Genomic DNA, 15,485 nt, shown 5'->3' on the forward strand with positions numbered 1-15,485 from the left:
GGTCGTTTGCAGTGCGAATCACGGTTGGCAGCCACGTCAGTATGTGATGTGGCCGGCAACCGCCATCGGCAGCTTACTTCTCCATGGAACGCTCGAACATGCGATCCATTTCTTCACGGTTTTCCTGAGCCATCTGCATAGCGGCCTGCGCGTCACGCTGTGCCTGGTTGGCAGTGTTCTGCGCTTCCTGAGCAGTCGAGTTGGCTTGCTGAGCTTCGGCTTGTGCATCTTCAGCGATGGTACGAACTTCTTCCAGCGAGCTTTGAGACGCGCAACCAGCCAGAACGGCCAGAGAAGCGGCAGCAGCAGACAGCTTCAGAGTGGTTTTCAGAGTGGACATGATGATCTCCTTGAGTCTTCCTTGGTTCAGCCTTGAATTATGCCTGGCTCCCCAGGCTCCTGCAAAAGCAGGTTCTTCTCAGTAATGACTCTAGCGCTTTCAAGCCAAGAGTCAAACGCCGTTTTATTATAGACAACACCCTCTTGTCTACCGATAAATTCGCGTTTTACTTCATAGAGATTAGCGGATGACAACACGTGTGCCAATCTCCGTGTTATCACGCAGCCATTCTATCTGCTCATTGGTCACGGCAATACAGCCCTGTGTCCAGTGAAAACGGCCATGAACGTCTTCATCGCCTTCACCCAAACCATGGATACCGATATCGCCACCCAAGGGGGTATTCTGTGGCGGTTCCCCATGCCGACGAATGTACTGATGGTACGATTCATATTCGTCACGATCGATGATGCCAGCGTTGAAAGATTCTCGCACATGGGCTGGAGTCGGGTAGTTGAGCCCCAGGAAAATATGGAAACGACTCTGCATGTTGACACGATTGATGCGGAACTCGCCGGTCGGGGTTTTACGATCCCCTCTGACCCTCAGTGGCGCGGCACCGCCCCGCCCCAGGGACACCGGTTCAAAGCGCTCGATCACTTGATCGCCTTCATACACAGTCAATGTCGCGCTCTTGTCGTCAATCAACAGCCAACGTTCATCGGGCCGCGGTGAAAAGTCGGAATCCAGCACGGCATGGGCGCCGGAAAACGGCAACAGGACCATGAGTAACATGGCCAGTTTTCTCGTCAATGACATCATCAATACACGGTCTCATGCAAACGAAGGAATCCATGGGACATCTTCTACGCTATTTGCGGGCAAAACTCAATTTCAGCCTGTATCCAACAACTTCGAGTCAAGACAATGACGGTATCGGCGTCTCATCCAATGCCCGACGTACGGTACGCGCCAGCTCTCTGTACCGGTAGGGTTTGCTCAACAGCAGGACGCCGGGATCCAGGCGTCCATGATGAACGATAGCGTTCTCCGTGTAGCCGGACGTATAGAGCACCTTCAGCTGCGGTCGTATCGTTCGTGCTCGATCCGCCAGTTCCTTGCCATTGAGCCCTCCTGGCATGACGATATCGGTGAACAGCAGGTCGATATCGTCATGCTCGCGAATATATTCCAGCGCCTCACTGCCCTGTATCGCCTCGATGACGACATACCCCAGGGAAGTCAATTGCTGACAGGCGTAGCGGCGAACCAGATCATCGTCTTCCACCACCAGTATGGTTTCCCCTCGTCCCAGGACACCATGACTGTCAGTCGTCTCGGATGGCGACGCCACCTCGCTATCGGCGAGTGGCAGATATATTTTGACGGTCGTTCCCTGGCCGGGTTCGGAATAGATGCTGACATGCCCACGCGACTGCTTGACGAAGCCATAGATCATGCTCAAGCCCAGCCCGGTGCCCTGGCCGGCCGACTTGGTCGTGAAAAAGGGCTCGAAGACTCGGTCGAGGTGTTCAGCACCTATGCCTTCGCCAGTGTCGGAAACGGCGACCAGAATGTAGCTCCCCGATTCGACTTCGATATGATGATCGGCATAATCCTGATCGAGATGGGTCAGGGTTGTCTCGATGACGAGGTTTCCGCCTTGCGGCATGGCGTCACGAGCATTGAGACACAAGTTCAGCAGGGCGTTTTCCAGTTGGGACGGGTCGACCATGGCCTGCCAGCCATCGCTATCCGTAATGAGCTCCACCTGAATGTGCTCACCCAGCGTACGACGTAACAACGCATGCATGCCACGCAGGGTCTCATCGACATCGATCGCCTGCGGCTCCAGGGGCTGTCGACGGGCATAGGCGAGCAGGCTCTGTGTCAGGTCGGCGCCACGCTGTGCGGCACTGACCAGCATCCCCGCCAATTCCGCCAGATCCGGCTGATCGGCGAGCTCTTCCACCAGCAATTCGGCATTTCCCAGAATGACTGTCAGCAGATTGTTGAAATCATGGGCGACCCCTCCGGTGAGCTGGCCGATGGATTCCATCCGCTGGGCACGCCGTAGCTGCTCTTCAAGCTCGACGCGTTGGGAGATATCCGTGATGTAGCCTTCCAGCGCCAGCACCTCTCCGTCGTCCGAACGCACGGCATTGCCCTGCTCCCACACCCATTTTTCGTCGCCCTGGGCGGTGATCAGTCGATACGTGCAGCTATAGGATTCTTGCGCGGCAATGGCACGATAGACCTCTTCTTCAAGCCGCTGGCGCTCGTCGGGATGAATCAACTCGATGAAAGAGACTCGCCGATTATCGATGAGGTCACCGGGTTGATACCCCGTCAGCGACTGACAGCCGGCACTCACGAACTGCATGGTCCAGTTCGCATCGAGCTTGCAGTGATAGAGCATGCCCGGAATGTTGCTGAGCAGCGATTCGACATGCCGCTCACTGGCAATTTCTCGTAGAGTATCCGTCGGATGATCGGGTGACATGGCAACCTCGTCGTTCAATTCGCCTGGCGGGCATTCAGCCAGCCTGTCACATGATGCGTCGGCATGGGCCGAGCGATGTAATACCCCTGGGCATAATCGCAGCCAATGGTTTTTAGAAACGCCAGTGCATTTCCGTCTTCCACGCCTTCAGCCACGACATCGAGCCCCAGACTATGTCCCAGCTCGACCGTGGAATGGATGATGGTCCGTGCCTCTTCGGACGAGGCGGCCGTCATGACGAAGGATTTATCGACTTTCAATTCGGAAAATGGCAAACGGGCCAACTGAACCATCGACGAATAACCGGTACCGAAATCGTCGATGGCGACATGGAAACCCTTCATGCGCAGCCGCGTCAGCAACTCGAGCGCCATGACGGAATCTTCCATTGCCGCGGTTTCCGTCATTTCCAGGGTAATACGCCCCGGCTTGACCGACTTCTCCAGACAGCGGGCGGCAAGCCGATCGGCAAATTCGTGATTCACCAGCGTTTTGGCCGAGAGGTTGATCGCCAGGGATAGCGACGGCAAATACTGCATCGTCGCAACCCAGCCCAGCGACTGTTCGATGACGACATCGGTCAAGGGATCGATCATGTCAAGCGATTCCGCCAGAGGTATGAAATGATCCGGCCTGATCAGTCCCCCTTCCGGATGCTGCCAGCGCACCAGCGCCTCGAAACCGACCACGCTATTGTCCCGGCAGGCGATCTTGGGTTGATAGACCATGGTGAACTGGTCCTGCTCGATCGCTTCGAGAAGGGCTTGCTCCGTGATATCCGGCAAACCGAACGGTGAGGCGACATCCTGATCGCCATCCATCGGATGCTGCGGCATACGGGAGACCTGCCCCAGGATGTCCTGCAATTTCTGGCGTGTAAACGGCTTCGACAGCACTCCCAGCACGTTGAGCCGATGCTCGGCAGCGGCGCGTTCAGCGGCATCCAGCACGCGAGTGCCGACGCCACTCGAGATGATGATGGCCACTGTTGACCGAAGACGAGCCAACTGACGCATTACCTCGACGCCATCCATGTCGGGCATGATCAGATCAATCACGACATACGCAGGACGCCACTGGTGCAGTGCCTCGAAAAAATCGTGGGCGTTGTCCACAGAGCGAGACTGCAATCCCAGTCGTTCCGACATGAAAGCGATCGTCCGTCCCACACCGGGATCGTCATCCAGAATCAGGATTCGCCGTCGTTCTTCAGTTCCCTGCGACATAGCCCTGCTGCCAGGTAGTCTCGTTATGTGATCCCCGGAATCGTTCGGGATCGCGCGTTATCCATACAAACGTACTATCGGCAATCCGGTGAAAAACTTGTGTCCCGACATCTTGCCTTGCCGATGCCCACCATGTAGCGTAGACCATACCATGGAGGGAGTAATGAAACGTCATACTTTTTAGTCCCCATCCTAAGTCATCATAGGTCTCCCTCCGCATGATTCAGATCGACGATGGAAGCCTGGCCGCGTCACTTCGCCTTGCCAGCTCCCACGATCACATACTGGTCCTACTCTCCCTGCTGGTCGCCGTTCTGGCCTCGTATTCCGGCTTGCTGCTCGCCACGAACATGAGTCTCGCCTGGTCACGCTGGCGGGCTGCCATCAAGGGCATCTGGCTCACGCTTGGAGCCACGGTGATGGGGTACGGTATCTGGGGCATGCACTTCATCGGCATGCTCGCCTTCGAGTTGCCGCGGCCGGTCACCTACAATCACACGATAACACTGATATCCGGCCTGCCGGCCATACTGGCCTGCGTCTTGCCACTCTATCTGGTGCTAGCGAAACGCCGTGCGCTGCCCTTGCATCTGCTGGCCGGGTTGGGGCTCGGTGCAGGTATCGGCACCATGCACTTCACCGGCATGGCAGGGATGCAGGTAGCAGCCACCATGCACTACGACCTGTCCTTGCTGGTGCTATCGCTGGGATTCGCCGTGGGCATCAGCATGCTGGCCATGACGGTCATTCGTGCCGGCATGGGCCGTGCGACGACCCAACAGTTCATGACACTACGCACGACACTCACCAGCGCCTGTATCTTCGGCGTGGCCGTGACGTCGCTGCACTATACTGCCATGGTGGCCGTCAACTTCTATTCACAACCGTTCACGACCACGAACGACGCCTTCCTCGACACGTCGTGGTTAGCTACCGGCGTGAGCACCGTCGCCGTCATCCTGGGCCTGATCACCATTTTTTCGGTGTTGATCACCCGACGCCTGCAGAACAGCGCGCATTTGCTGCATATCACCCACCGGCAACTGACACGTGCCGTAGAGGCCATTGGCGATGGCGTATTTCTGGTCGATGAGCACGGCCATCTACTGATGTGCAATGATGCTTTCACCCGGATCACCGGGTATCGCGTCGATGATGTCAGTGGACAGGTTCCCAGTCCTCTCGCTTCACTCCACCATGACCATGCGTTCTATGCCCATCTCTGGGATACCGTGAAACGCCGAGGCGAGTGGCAAGGCGAAATCTGGGATCGACGTCATAACGGCACCGACTATCCCGCGCGCCTGACCCTGAGCGCCATCCCCTACGATGATGACGAGAACACCTTGCATTTCGTCGGGACACTGACCGATATCAGCGAGCGCAAGGCGGCGGCCGAAGAGATGGAGCGCCTGGCTTTTCAGGACTCGTTGACGAAAGTCGCCAACCGGCGCTTGCTGCTCGACCATCTGCAGCACGCACTGCACAACACGTCCCGTACCGCCAATCGGGGTGCCTTGCTATTGCTCGATCTCGACCATTTCAAGCAACTCAACGACACCTACGGTCATGACAAGGGAGATCTGTTACTGCAACAGATGGCACAGCGCCTGACCGACGCCGTAAGAGCCGGCGATACGGTCTGCCGGCTGGGCGGTGACGAGTTCGTCGTCCTGCTGGAGAATCTGGGCGAGACGCTCAGCCTGGCCATCAGCCAGGCCGAACAGGTCGGGCACAAGATCATCGACACCCTGCTGCCGACCTACGATCTTGACGGGCTCGCCTATAACATCACCACGAGCATGGGAATCACCATCTTCAGCGGCGAACATGAATGTTGCGACGAACTGCTCAAACAGGCCGACCTGGCCCTCTATCAGTCGAAAGAAGGGGGGCGTAACCGCTTGCACTTCTTCGATCCGGACATGCAAGCGGCCATCACACGTCGACATGTCATGGAACAGGAACTCGATCAAGCCCTCCGTGAGCAGCAGTTTCAGCTACGTTTCCGGCCGCAGTTCGATAATGACGGCACCTGGCATGCCGTAGCGGCATTCTGCTACTGGAATCATCCACGCCGCGGACTGTTGGCACCATCGGAGTTCCTCGGGGACATCGACAAACAGGAATTCCAACTGACGCTCAGCGAGTGGGTTCTGGAGACTGCCTGCCGACAAGCTCACGACTGGTCTCATGATCCCGAAACCGCCTGGCTCCCCATTGTGGTGGATATCCATGCCACGCATTTACAACAATCCGGCTTCGTCGACGACATCAAGGAGCGATTGGGTCCGTTGCTGCCGTCTCCCTCACCCTTGATCATCCAGGTCAGTGAACGTCTGGTCCAGCAACGAACGAAACAGACGCTGGAGATACTGCATCGGCTCGCACAGGCCGGCATCCGCATCTCGTTGAGTGAGTTCGGACAATACGGACTGCCATTCTCCACCCTGCTGGAACTCCCCATCCATCAGCTCAGCGTGAACACCGACGACGACGCCTCGTACCGCACCCAGCTGGCTCTTACGATGGCGCGACGCTTGCGGTATCCATTGATTGCCAACGGGGTCGCACGCCAATCGTGCCACTCCGCCCTCGTGGAGCAGGGATTTCGCTATTTTCAGGGCAGCCTGATCAGCGACCCGCTCTTGCCAATGCATTTGTTGGAAATGATCACCAAGGATGTCAAGGTATCTTAGACGGCAGCCGTCATGCCAACGCCTTCTGCATCAACGACTGATGTCGATCGGGTAGCGAAATCGAGTGAGCCAGAGACTGCCCGTGCGCCGACATCTTCTTCCAGGTCTTCTGGAGGATACGCAGCAACTTGTCTTCGTCCTCGAGGTGAGGCTCGGCGAAATCGACGAAATAGTACTGCAGAAAGACCAGGCAGGCCGTATCTTCCAGGGCCTGGGCATCCGGATCACGCTTGATGCCTTCCTTGCGAATCAATGACGCGACGCGTTCACAATCAGCGTCATCGTAACCGACCTCACGCATCACTCGTGCGGCCTGTTCCGCCTGTCGGCGCCCCAGGTCACGACGCCACATCAGGTAGCCGGGGCGATCCCGAGGATAGTCGTCGCGGGGTATGCGCCAGCGTTGCAGATGCTGGGCCCGAACCGCCAGTCGGAGAATATCGCCGGCCTCCGGTTTTACCGCCTCCAGCCATTCACTCATACGCTCGGCATACACCTGTTCATGAGGACGAGCCTCGCCATCGACGATGACGTCACGCGGATCTGCCTGATGCAACGCATCCAACCGGGCAATCGCTTCATTGAAACGCGAATCATGAGAGCCCATATTCAGTACTCCGAATTGACGTTTAACGACTGGAGGGTAACGCAGGCCACTCCGCCCAGCGATCATCCGCCGTGAACACAACGTCGATGACGGGGGTGGCATACGCTTTTCTCACTTCACCATCGACCCGCTCACGGAGGGCATCCAGCTCACGCAGCGACGATATGCGATAGGTCTCCGGTAATACGACATGCACTACCACGTACAGCGTGCGACCCGGACGGACCATGCGCACTCGCACCCGGCTGGTCGGAAGCTCGGCCAGGGCATGCACAACAGCAGCATGCACAGGTGCCGATACAGCGCGCGGCGGTGTGCGGTTGAGCAGCTCCAGGATCGCGCCGGACGCCATCCGTACCGGAACGCCCAGGCACAACAGCACCACGGCGATAACGAGCAGCGAATCGATATAAGGAATCGGCGCCTGCCACTCCATCCATTCCAGTAGGGGAATAAGACAGAAAGCCAGCAGCACCGCGCCGGAGATGACACTGTTGACGACCCAGTTGTCGCGGTCCGCGTGCACCAGCGGACTATCGGCGTGACGCAGGTTGCGCGTCAGCACCCAGGCCGTTGCCGAGCAGGTTGCGGTGGCGAACAGAGCATAGAGGATGGACAATCCGGCCGCTATCCGATGCCCACCCGCCAGCAGCGTCAGCGAGGCATCGAAGAGGGCAAAGCCGGAAACGCCGAGGATCAGCAACCCCTTGCCGGCGTTGACCAGGGACTCGAAATACCCATAGCCGAAAGGGAAACGCTCATCATCGGGGCCGCTGGCCAACCGGCTCACCCGCAGGGTCGCCAGCGACACCATGAAATAGACCAGATTGAAAAGACCATCGAGGAGGATGGCCTGAGATGCCGTCACGAGTGCCGCCACCGTGGCGACAACGCCGATCAGCAATGCCGCGAATGCGGAGAGCAATAACCCGCTACGTTCGCTTGTCATCACGCCACGTCGCGGCCCATCAATGAACGGTTGAGGGAAGCACCGGTTCTTCGCTGTCTTCCTGCCATAGCTTGCTACGCGTGATGGCGTGATCGATCATCTCCTGGGCTACCTCGAAACGGCTCTGCTGGAGCAGTTCGGCGGCTTCTTCAGAGAAACGGATACGCAATAGCGGCTCGCCCTCGCCTTCGGCACTGCGCAGCACAATCTCGCCGTCGCTGAGTTCGACGATTTCCAGAATCGCGGTATCAGTCACAGGACTCTCCCTTCACACGGGAATAAAAACAGGTGCGGTAATAAAAAACGACCACGGTGATCATCCATGGTCGTCGAGACCCGATACAGGGTATCATTCGCGGTGGCAAACGTCACCATTCAAAGCTCGTTTCACGCAATTCAGCCAGCGTGGACTTGAACTCGCGCAGACACCAGCGCAATCTCTCCGCCATGTCCGCCTCGCCTGCCGTCACAATCAATGCGGCACCGCCCTGTCGGTGACCGGCGGCCCCATCGACATCATGCAACTGCGCCAAACGTGCCAGTAACCAGGCCAGCCAGCTATCCTCCCGGCGAGCGAGTTCCCGCAAATGCTCCAGTTCGGCCAGGGGACGCTCACCGGTCAGTAACTCGCGCCAGTCGTGGCGCGCCAGCATGGCGTGTTCGGTCAGTTCCCGCAGCGCTGAGTTCAGCGCCAGTTCCGCCACCGCCATGGCCCCTTCCTCGGTAGCCATACGCCTGGCATTGGCATGCTCATCATCACCATGCGGTATCTGCAGCAGCAATTCCGCCTGATAGATGAGTTGATTGGTCCGACCCGCCGGTGTCATTTGCGCTTATCCTCGACTTGCCACTGACCGTTGTCGAATACGGCTTTCCAGCCGCTCGCCTTGCCGCCCTCATCCGTCATGACATACTGGCTCTTGGTCTTGCGGGAAAAACGGATCTGTGCCGGCCGCCCATCCGGGTCCTCCGTGGGGGCATCCAACAGGAAACGGTATTTCTCCGGCAGTTCCTCGGCATGCGCCTTGAGCTCGCGCACCAATGGCGGTCGAGTTTCACGATTCTTGGGAAACTGGCTGGCGGCCAGGAACAAACCACTGGCCCCATCGCGCAGCACATAATGATCGTCGACTTTCTGACAGGCCAGTTCCGGCATCGGCACCGGATCCATCTTGGGCGGAGCGACTTCCCCGCTCTTGAGCAACTTGCGGGTATTCTTGCAATCGTCGTTGGTGCAACCGAAGTACTTGCCGAAACGGCCGGACTTGAGCTGCATCTCGGCACCGCACTTGTCGCACTCGAGGGTCGGTCCTTCGTAGCCCTTGATCTTGAAGCGTCCCTTTTCGATTTCATGGCCATCGCAATCGGGACTGTCGCCGCAGATATGCAGTTTGCGGTGCTCATCGATCAGATAGCTGTCCATGGCGGTGCCGCATTTCGGGCAACGATGCTTGGCCCGCAGTGCATTGGTTTCCGCCTCTTCACCGGCATCATCCGCCACGGCTTCCTCGCCGGGAATCAGATCGATGGTCGTCTTGCACCGCTCCTTGGGCGGCAGATTGTAGCCGCTACAGCCCAGGAACACCCCGGTCGAAGCGGTACGAATCTGCATCTTGCGGCCGCACTGGGGACAGTCGATGTCCGTGGGAACAGGCTGATTGGGCCGCATGCCATGTTCGCTCTCGGCATGCTCGAGTTCCTTGCGAAACTCGGCATAGAAGCTGTCGAGCAGCGCCTTCCAGTCGCGCTCGCCCTCGGCCACCTCATCCAGGCTGTCCTCCATGCGCGCGGTGAACCCATAATCCATGAGGTCGGGGAAGGATTCACGCAGCCGCTCGGTAACGATATCGCCCAATTTCTCCGCGTAGAAGCGGCGACTCTCCAGCTTGACGTAACCTCGATCCTGAATCGTCGAAATGATCGAGGCATAGGTCGAGGGTCGGCCGATGCCACGTTTTTCGAGCTCCTTGACCAGGCTGGCCTCGGTATAACGTGCCGGTGGCTTGGTAAAATGCTGCTGCGGATCGAGCGACTCCAGTGTCATCGGAGTCCCCTCGGACAAATCCGGGAGCGCCTGGTCCTCGTCCTTCTTGCCGGCCGGTTTCATGACCCGAGTATAACCATCGAACTTGAGCACCCGGCCCTTGGCCTTGAGTTCATAGCCATCCGCTTCGACGGTCAGCGTGGTCGACAGATACTCGGCCGGCGTCATCTGGCAGGCCACGAACTGACGCCAGATCAGTTCATAGAGACGCTGGGCGTCACGCTCCATGCCCTCCAGCGATGTGGCGGTACGTGACACATCCGAGGGGCGAATCGCCTCGTGGGCTTCCTGAGCACCGGCCTTGCTGGCATAGCGATTGGGCGATTCCGGCAGATAGCGAGCGCCGTAGGTTGACTCGATATGCTCGCGCACCGATGCCACGGCATCCTGTGACAGGTTGGTCGAGTCGGTACGCATGTAGGTGATGTGTCCGGCTTCGTACAGACGCTGCGCCAGTGTCATGGTCTTGCGCACCGAAAAGCCCAGCCGCCCACTGGCCGCTTGCTGCAGGGTCGACGTGATGAACGGCGCATTGGGCTTGGACCGGGTCGGTTTGTCATCACGGGCCGTGATCTGCAGCGACGCGTTCTTCAACGCCTCGATACGCTCGAGCGTTTCCGCCTCGGAGGTCGGCTCGAACGCCTTGCCATCCTGGCGTACCAACTCGAAACGGACCGCTTCGCCCTCCGGGGTCACCAGATCGGCGTGAACGTCCCAGAACTCCTCGGGCACGAAGGCCCGGATCTCACGCTCGCGCTCGACGATCAACCGCATCGCCACCGATTGAACCCGGCCGGCCGACAGGCCACGAGCAATCTTCGCCCACAGCAGCGGCGACAACATGAAGCCCACGACACGATCGAGAAAACGGCGTGCCTGCTGGGCTTCCACCCGCTCGATATTGAGGGCGCCGGGATCCTTGAACGCTTCCTGAATGGCGTTCTTGGTGATCTCGTTGAAGACCACCCGCTTGTAGCGGGACGTATCGCCCCCGATCGTTTCCTGCAGATGCCAGGCGATGGCCTCCCCCTCACGGTCAAGGTCGGTAGCGAGATAGACCGCATCGGCCTTGTCAGCCAGTTTCTGCAGTTCCGAGACGACCTTCTCCTTGCCGGGAAGGATCTCGTAATGTGCTTCCCAGCCATTCTCGGGGTCGATCCCCATGCGACGGACCAATTGCTCACGCGCCTTGCGCTGCTTGTAAGCGGCCTTCTCATCGGGCGACATCTTGCGTGTTGCTGCCGCCTGCCGCCCCCGCTTCTTGGGGTCGGCATTCGCTTTACCCGAGCCGCTGGTCGGCAGGTCGCGAATATGCCCCACGCTCGACTTCACGATGTAATCGTTGCCGAGATACTTGTTGATCGTCTTGGCTTTCGCCGGCGACTCGACAATGACCAGTGACTTACCCATAGTGCTCCACGATTATATTGCGACGGTGCGTGTCGCGCCGTCTCGATGTTCCCCGTCCATGACCGTGCTCAACGGAAAAATGCGCCTACCGTACCCCAGCGCAGGTTTTCACGCCAGTCACCATGGTCTGTTCTTCCATGAACCCTATACTGCGATCTCATCGCCCCGCAAGCACCGCATTGTCACACAGGTGTGCCACACTTGCCCCATGATCGGGTATTTCCCTGATGCTGACGGATGCATTACCATCATGTAGTAAAATGACTACATCAAACCTATTGACTATCACTGGAGAACCTCATGTCGAATGCCTCTCATGGTCCCGTCCGACGCACCAAGATCGTAGCCACACTCGGCCCGGCCAGTGACCGCGAAGGCGTGCTCGAGGCCATGATCGCCGCCGGCGTCGACGTGGTGCGCCTCAATTTCTCCCACGGCTCGGCCGACGATCACCGCCAACGCTTGACCCGGGTCCGCGAGATCGCCAATCGCCTCGGCAAGAGCGTGGCCGCATTGGGCGACCTTCAGGGCCCCAAGATCCGTATCGCGCGCTTTGCCGATGGCGCCATCGAGCTCGATGACGGCCAGCCCTTCGTCATCGACATGGCCCTGGACAGCGACGCCGGCGACGCAACACGTGTGGGCTGCGACTACAAGGCGCTGGCCGACGACCTGCAGGCCGGCGACGTGCTGTTACTCGACGACGGCCGAATCGTGCTCACTGTCGAGCGGATCGACGGCACCGCCGTGCATACTACTGTGGTGGTCGGCGGCACGCTTTCCAATAACAAGGGCATCAACAAGGAAGGCGGCGGTCTCTCCGCTGCGGCACTGACCGACAAGGACAAGGCCGACCTCAAGACGGCCGTCGACATTGGTGTCGACTATCTCGCCATTTCCTTCCCGCGCAGTGCCGCCGATATGCAGGAAGCGCGACGACTGCTCGGAGACGAAGGCGAGGAGATCGGCCTGGTCGCCAAGATCGAGCGTGCCGAGGCGGTGGCCGACGACGCCACCCTGGACGGCATCATCGAAGCCTCGGAGGCGGTCATGGTGGCACGAGGCGATCTCGGCGTGGAAATCGGCGACGCCCAACTGATCGGTGTGCAGAAGCGCATGATCAAGCGCGCCCGAAGCCTCAACCGGGCCGTCATCACCGCCACCCAGATGATGGAGTCGATGATCGGCTCACCGCTGCCGACCCGTGCTGAAGTCTTCGACGTGGCCAACGCCGTGCTGGACGGCACCGATGCCGTCATGCTCTCCGCCGAGACTGCGGCCGGCGACTACCCGGTGGAAACGATCGAGGCCATGCATCGTCTGTGCATGGGCGCCGAGCGCGAACGCATCGCCCAGGAGTCGGGCCATCGCATCCATGAAGGCTTCTCCAAGATCGACGAGACGGTGGCACTATCGGCCATGTATGCCGCTAACCACCTGACAGGTGTGGCAGCAATCGCTTGCATGACCGCCACCGGCTATACGCCATTGATCGCCTCGCGAATCCGTTCGGGACTGCCGATCGTCGGGCTGGCCCACAGCCCTATCGCCCAGCGACGCATGGCGCTTTACCGTGGTGTGGTTTCGATTCTATTCGATACGACCGAACTCGATGCCGGTGAACTCGATCGACAGGCGATGGACATTCTCAAGGAACGTGGCATCGCCGAGCCGGGCGAGATGATGATCCTGACCCGCGGCGATCACATGAATGCCCATGGCGGCACCAATACCCTGAAAATCCTCGAGGTAAACTGACGCCATGACTGCTGACTCGCGTCCGGACCAACAGACGACACGTACCCTGCCCCCGCGAAAGCGCATCGCGCTGATCGCCCACGACGGCAAGAAGGAGGAATTGCTGGCATGGGCGAAGCGCTGGCAGAAAACGCTGTCGAAACACGAACTGATCGGTACCGGCACCACGGCGGCACGGGTGTCCCGTGAACTGGGGCTGAACGTGGAAGGGTTGATGAGCGGCCCGCTGGGCGGCGACCAGCAGATCGGTGCCCGCATTACCGAGCAGGGGCTGGATCTGCTGATCTTCTTCTGGGACCCGTTCGCGCCCATGCCGCATGACCCGGATGTCAAGGCATTGCTGAGGCTCGCAGCGCTATGGAACATCCCTGTGGCCTGCAACGCCGCCAGCGCCGACTTCCTGATCAGTTCGCCCTATCTGGACGAGGCCGTCGAGATAGCGATTCCGGATGCGGGACAATGGACGGCGGCGAGAGCGCAATGATGCCACGCATCGGAAGCATCAGGTTCGGGGCAGGGTGACTCCCCGCTGCCCCATGTACTTGCCGCCCCGGTCCTTGTAAGACATCTCGCAGACTTCGTCGGACTCCAGGAACAGCATCTGGGCCACGCCTTCATTGGCGTAGATCTTCGCCGGCAGGTTGGTCGTATTGGAAAACTCCAATGTGACGTGGCCCTCCCACTCCGGCTCCAGCGGCGTGACGTTGACGATGATGCCGCACCGGGCATAAGTGGACTTGCCCAGACAGATGGTCAGCACACTGCGCGGTATCCGAAAATACTCGACGGTTCGCGCCAGGGCAAAGGAATTGGGGGGAATCACGCAGACATCGCCCTTGACGTCGACGAAGCTCTTGTCATCGAAGCCCTTGGGGTCGACGACCGCCGAATGGATATTGGTGAACACCTTGAAGTCATCGGCGCAGCGGACATCGTAGCCATAGCTGGACGTCCCGTAGGAGATGACACGCTGATCTTGATGGTAACGAACCTGACCGGGCTCGAACGGCTCGATCATGCCATGGCTTTCCGCCATACGACGAATCCACTTGTCGGATTTGATGCTCATCGGGGCGTCCTAAGTCGATACGAGAACGGGGCCGACATGATAACGGCCCCGCCACGGATTACCAACGGCTCATTCGTCCTTCATTCACCAAACGTGATGCTCGGTCCCTCGTCGCTCTGGCTCTCCACGCCTTCGGCCACAGCGCGTGCCACACTCCGGAAGGTCATGGTCACCTCACCATCGGGCTCGGCAACGACCGTCGGTTTGCCACCATCGGCCTGCTCACGGATCGCCAGCGTCAATGGCAGTTGACCCAGCAGCCGTGTGTCGTACTGCGCGGCGATGCGTTCACCGCCTCCTTCACCGAAAATCGGCTCGCTGTGACCGCAGCGGGAACAGACATGCAGGCTCATGTTCTCCACGATGCCGAGCACCGGCACATTGACCTTGCGGAACATCTCTATTCCCTTGCGGGCATCCAGCAGCGCAATATCCTGCGGCGTGGTCACGATCACCGCACCGGAGACCGGCACCTTCTGTGCCAGTGTCAGTTGAATGTCGCCGGTACCCGGCGGCATGTCGATGAACAGATAGTCCAGATCGTTCCAGACGGTCTGGTTGAGCAACTGCTGGAAGGCGCCGGCCACCATCGGTCCGCGCCATACCATGGGTTCGGTGACATCGACCATGAAGGCCATCGACATCGCCTGGATGCCGTGCGCTTCGAGCGGGGCGAAGCCGTTCTCGCCAACCTGCTGGGGACGAACGCCCTCGCCGATCCCCAGCATCTGCGCTTGGCTGGGCCCATAGATGTCGGCATCCAGCAGGCCGACACGATATCCCTCGGCGGCCATCGCCAGGGCCAGGTTGGCCGTGACGGTGGATTTACCCACCCCTCCCTTGCCGGAGGCCACGGCAACAATATGTTTGACACCCTCGATCACGGCTGACTCCTGTAAACTTTGCTGATGGCATTTCATGATGCCTGGATTGACGATCA

General features: G+C 59.3%; 14 protein-coding genes. 3 read left to right on the forward strand and 11 right to left on the reverse strand.

The features are described 5' to 3' along the window. Positions 1-73: 73 nt before the first annotated feature. From BLW01_RS12680 to BLW01_RS12695, 4 genes are all read right to left on the reverse strand, one after another. Complete coding sequence (locus BLW01_RS12680; protein WP_092570282.1) at positions 74-340, reverse strand: Lpp/OprI family alanine-zipper lipoprotein; 267 nt, start codon at positions 338-340, stop codon at positions 74-76. A 180-nt stretch (positions 341-520) separates the two neighbouring features. Beyond that, entirely contained in the window at positions 521-1,075 is a 555-nt protein-coding gene (locus tag BLW01_RS12685; protein WP_229806464.1) for a L,D-transpeptidase family protein, read from the reverse strand. Positions 1,076-1,199: 124 nt separating this feature from the next. Continuing rightward, positions 1,200-2,783, reverse strand: a complete 1,584-nt coding sequence (locus tag BLW01_RS12690) for an ATP-binding protein (protein WP_092570286.1) — start codon at positions 2,781-2,783, stop codon at positions 1,200-1,202. A gap of 14 nt (positions 2,784-2,797) precedes the next feature. Continuing rightward, the gene (locus tag BLW01_RS12695; protein WP_092570288.1) at positions 2,798-4,009 is read right to left on the reverse strand and encodes an EAL domain-containing response regulator; all 1,212 of its coding nucleotides are present in this window, start codon (positions 4,007-4,009) and stop codon (positions 2,798-2,800) included. 218 nt (positions 4,010-4,227) lie between these two features. On the opposite strand from BLW01_RS12695, the gene BLW01_RS12700 reads away from it, so the two are divergent. Next, positions 4,228-6,708 (forward strand): bifunctional diguanylate cyclase/phosphodiesterase, encoded by a 2,481-nt coding sequence (locus BLW01_RS12700; RefSeq protein WP_092570290.1) that lies wholly within the window; start codon positions 4,228-4,230, stop codon positions 6,706-6,708. Between the two features lie 10 nt (positions 6,709-6,718). Here the strand turns inward: BLW01_RS12700 and BLW01_RS12705 are convergent, their stop codons facing one another. From BLW01_RS12705 to topA, 5 genes are all read right to left on the reverse strand, one after another. Then, positions 6,719-7,315, reverse strand: coding sequence for a DUF4202 domain-containing protein (locus BLW01_RS12705; protein WP_092570292.1), 597 nt, complete (start codon positions 7,313-7,315; stop codon positions 6,719-6,721). 22 nt (positions 7,316-7,337) lie between these two features. Further along, positions 7,338-8,264: a cation diffusion facilitator family transporter gene (locus BLW01_RS12710; protein WP_092570294.1), complete on the reverse strand. Its 927-nt coding sequence runs from the start codon at positions 8,262-8,264 to the stop codon at positions 7,338-7,340. Between the two features lie 19 nt (positions 8,265-8,283). Next, positions 8,284-8,520, reverse strand: a complete 237-nt coding sequence (locus tag BLW01_RS12715) for a hypothetical protein (protein WP_092570296.1) — start codon at positions 8,518-8,520, stop codon at positions 8,284-8,286. Between the two features lie 112 nt (positions 8,521-8,632). Continuing rightward, positions 8,633-9,091 (reverse strand): DUF6586 family protein, encoded by a 459-nt coding sequence (locus BLW01_RS12720; protein WP_092570298.1) that lies wholly within the window; start codon positions 9,089-9,091, stop codon positions 8,633-8,635. Continuing rightward, on the reverse strand, positions 9,088-11,718 hold the full coding sequence (topA, locus tag BLW01_RS12725) for a type I DNA topoisomerase (protein ID WP_092570300.1): 2,631 nt from the start codon (positions 11,716-11,718) through the stop codon (positions 9,088-9,090). Before topA ends, BLW01_RS12720 begins: the two co-directional genes overlap by 4 nt. A gap of 300 nt (positions 11,719-12,018) precedes the next feature. On the opposite strand from topA, the gene pyk reads away from it, so the two are divergent. Together pyk and BLW01_RS12735 are read left to right on the forward strand one after the other, a co-directional pair. After that, positions 12,019-13,476 carry a pyruvate kinase gene (pyk, locus tag BLW01_RS12730; protein ID WP_092570302.1) on the forward strand — a complete coding sequence of 486 codons (1,458 nt, stop codon included), beginning with the start codon at positions 12,019-12,021 and terminating at the stop codon, positions 13,474-13,476. Positions 13,477-13,480: 4 nt separating this feature from the next. Next, positions 13,481-13,960 (forward strand): methylglyoxal synthase, encoded by a 480-nt coding sequence (locus BLW01_RS12735; protein ID WP_092570303.1) that lies wholly within the window; start codon positions 13,481-13,483, stop codon positions 13,958-13,960. 18 nt (positions 13,961-13,978) lie between these two features. Here the strand turns inward: BLW01_RS12735 and dcd are convergent, their stop codons facing one another. Together dcd and apbC are read right to left on the reverse strand one after the other, a co-directional pair. Beyond that, entirely contained in the window at positions 13,979-14,545 is a 567-nt protein-coding gene (gene dcd, locus BLW01_RS12740) for a dCTP deaminase (protein WP_092570304.1), read from the reverse strand. An 80-nt stretch (positions 14,546-14,625) separates the two neighbouring features. After that, positions 14,626-15,465, reverse strand: a complete 840-nt coding sequence (gene apbC, locus BLW01_RS12745) for an iron-sulfur cluster carrier protein ApbC (RefSeq protein ID WP_175529844.1) — start codon at positions 15,463-15,465, stop codon at positions 14,626-14,628. Between the last annotated feature and the right edge of the window lie 20 nt (positions 15,466-15,485).

Source organism: Aidingimonas halophila, assembly GCF_900106955.1.
GTDB classification, from domain to species: Bacteria; Pseudomonadota; Gammaproteobacteria; order Pseudomonadales; family Halomonadaceae; genus Aidingimonas; species Aidingimonas halophila.

Bases quoted from the DNA above. Each gene is read 5' to 3' on its own strand.
- BLW01_RS12685 (WP_229806464.1), bottom strand. From the start codon at position 1,075: ATGTTACTCATGGTCCTGTTGCCGTTTTCCGGCGCCCATGCCGTGCTG.
- BLW01_RS12710 (WP_092570294.1), bottom strand. From the start codon at position 8,264: ATGACAAGCGAACGTAGCGGGTTATTGCTCTCCGCATTCGCGGCATTG.
- BLW01_RS12690 (WP_092570286.1), bottom strand. From the start codon at position 2,783: ATGTCACCCGATCATCCGACGGATACTCTACGAGAAATTGCCAGTGAG.
- pyk (WP_092570302.1), top strand. From the start codon at position 12,019: ATGTCGAATGCCTCTCATGGTCCCGTCCGACGCACCAAGATCGTAGCC.
- BLW01_RS12700 (WP_092570290.1), top strand. From the start codon at position 4,228: ATGATTCAGATCGACGATGGAAGCCTGGCCGCGTCACTTCGCCTTGCC.
- dcd (WP_092570304.1), bottom strand. From the start codon at position 14,545: ATGAGCATCAAATCCGACAAGTGGATTCGTCGTATGGCGGAAAGCCAT.
- BLW01_RS12680 (WP_092570282.1), bottom strand. From the start codon at position 340: ATGTCCACTCTGAAAACCACTCTGAAGCTGTCTGCTGCTGCCGCTTCT.
- BLW01_RS12705 (WP_092570292.1), bottom strand. From the start codon at position 7,315: ATGGGCTCTCATGATTCGCGTTTCAATGAAGCGATTGCCCGGTTGGAT.
- BLW01_RS12735 (WP_092570303.1), top strand. From the start codon at position 13,481: ATGACTGCTGACTCGCGTCCGGACCAACAGACGACACGTACCCTGCCC.
- topA (WP_092570300.1), bottom strand. From the start codon at position 11,718: ATGGGTAAGTCACTGGTCATTGTCGAGTCGCCGGCGAAAGCCAAGACG.
- apbC (WP_175529844.1), bottom strand. From the start codon at position 15,465: ATGAAATGCCATCAGCAAAGTTTACAGGAGTCAGCCGTGATCGAGGGT.
- BLW01_RS12695 (WP_092570288.1), bottom strand. From the start codon at position 4,009: ATGTCGCAGGGAACTGAAGAACGACGGCGAATCCTGATTCTGGATGAC.
- BLW01_RS12720 (WP_092570298.1), bottom strand. From the start codon at position 9,091: ATGACACCGGCGGGTCGGACCAATCAACTCATCTATCAGGCGGAATTG.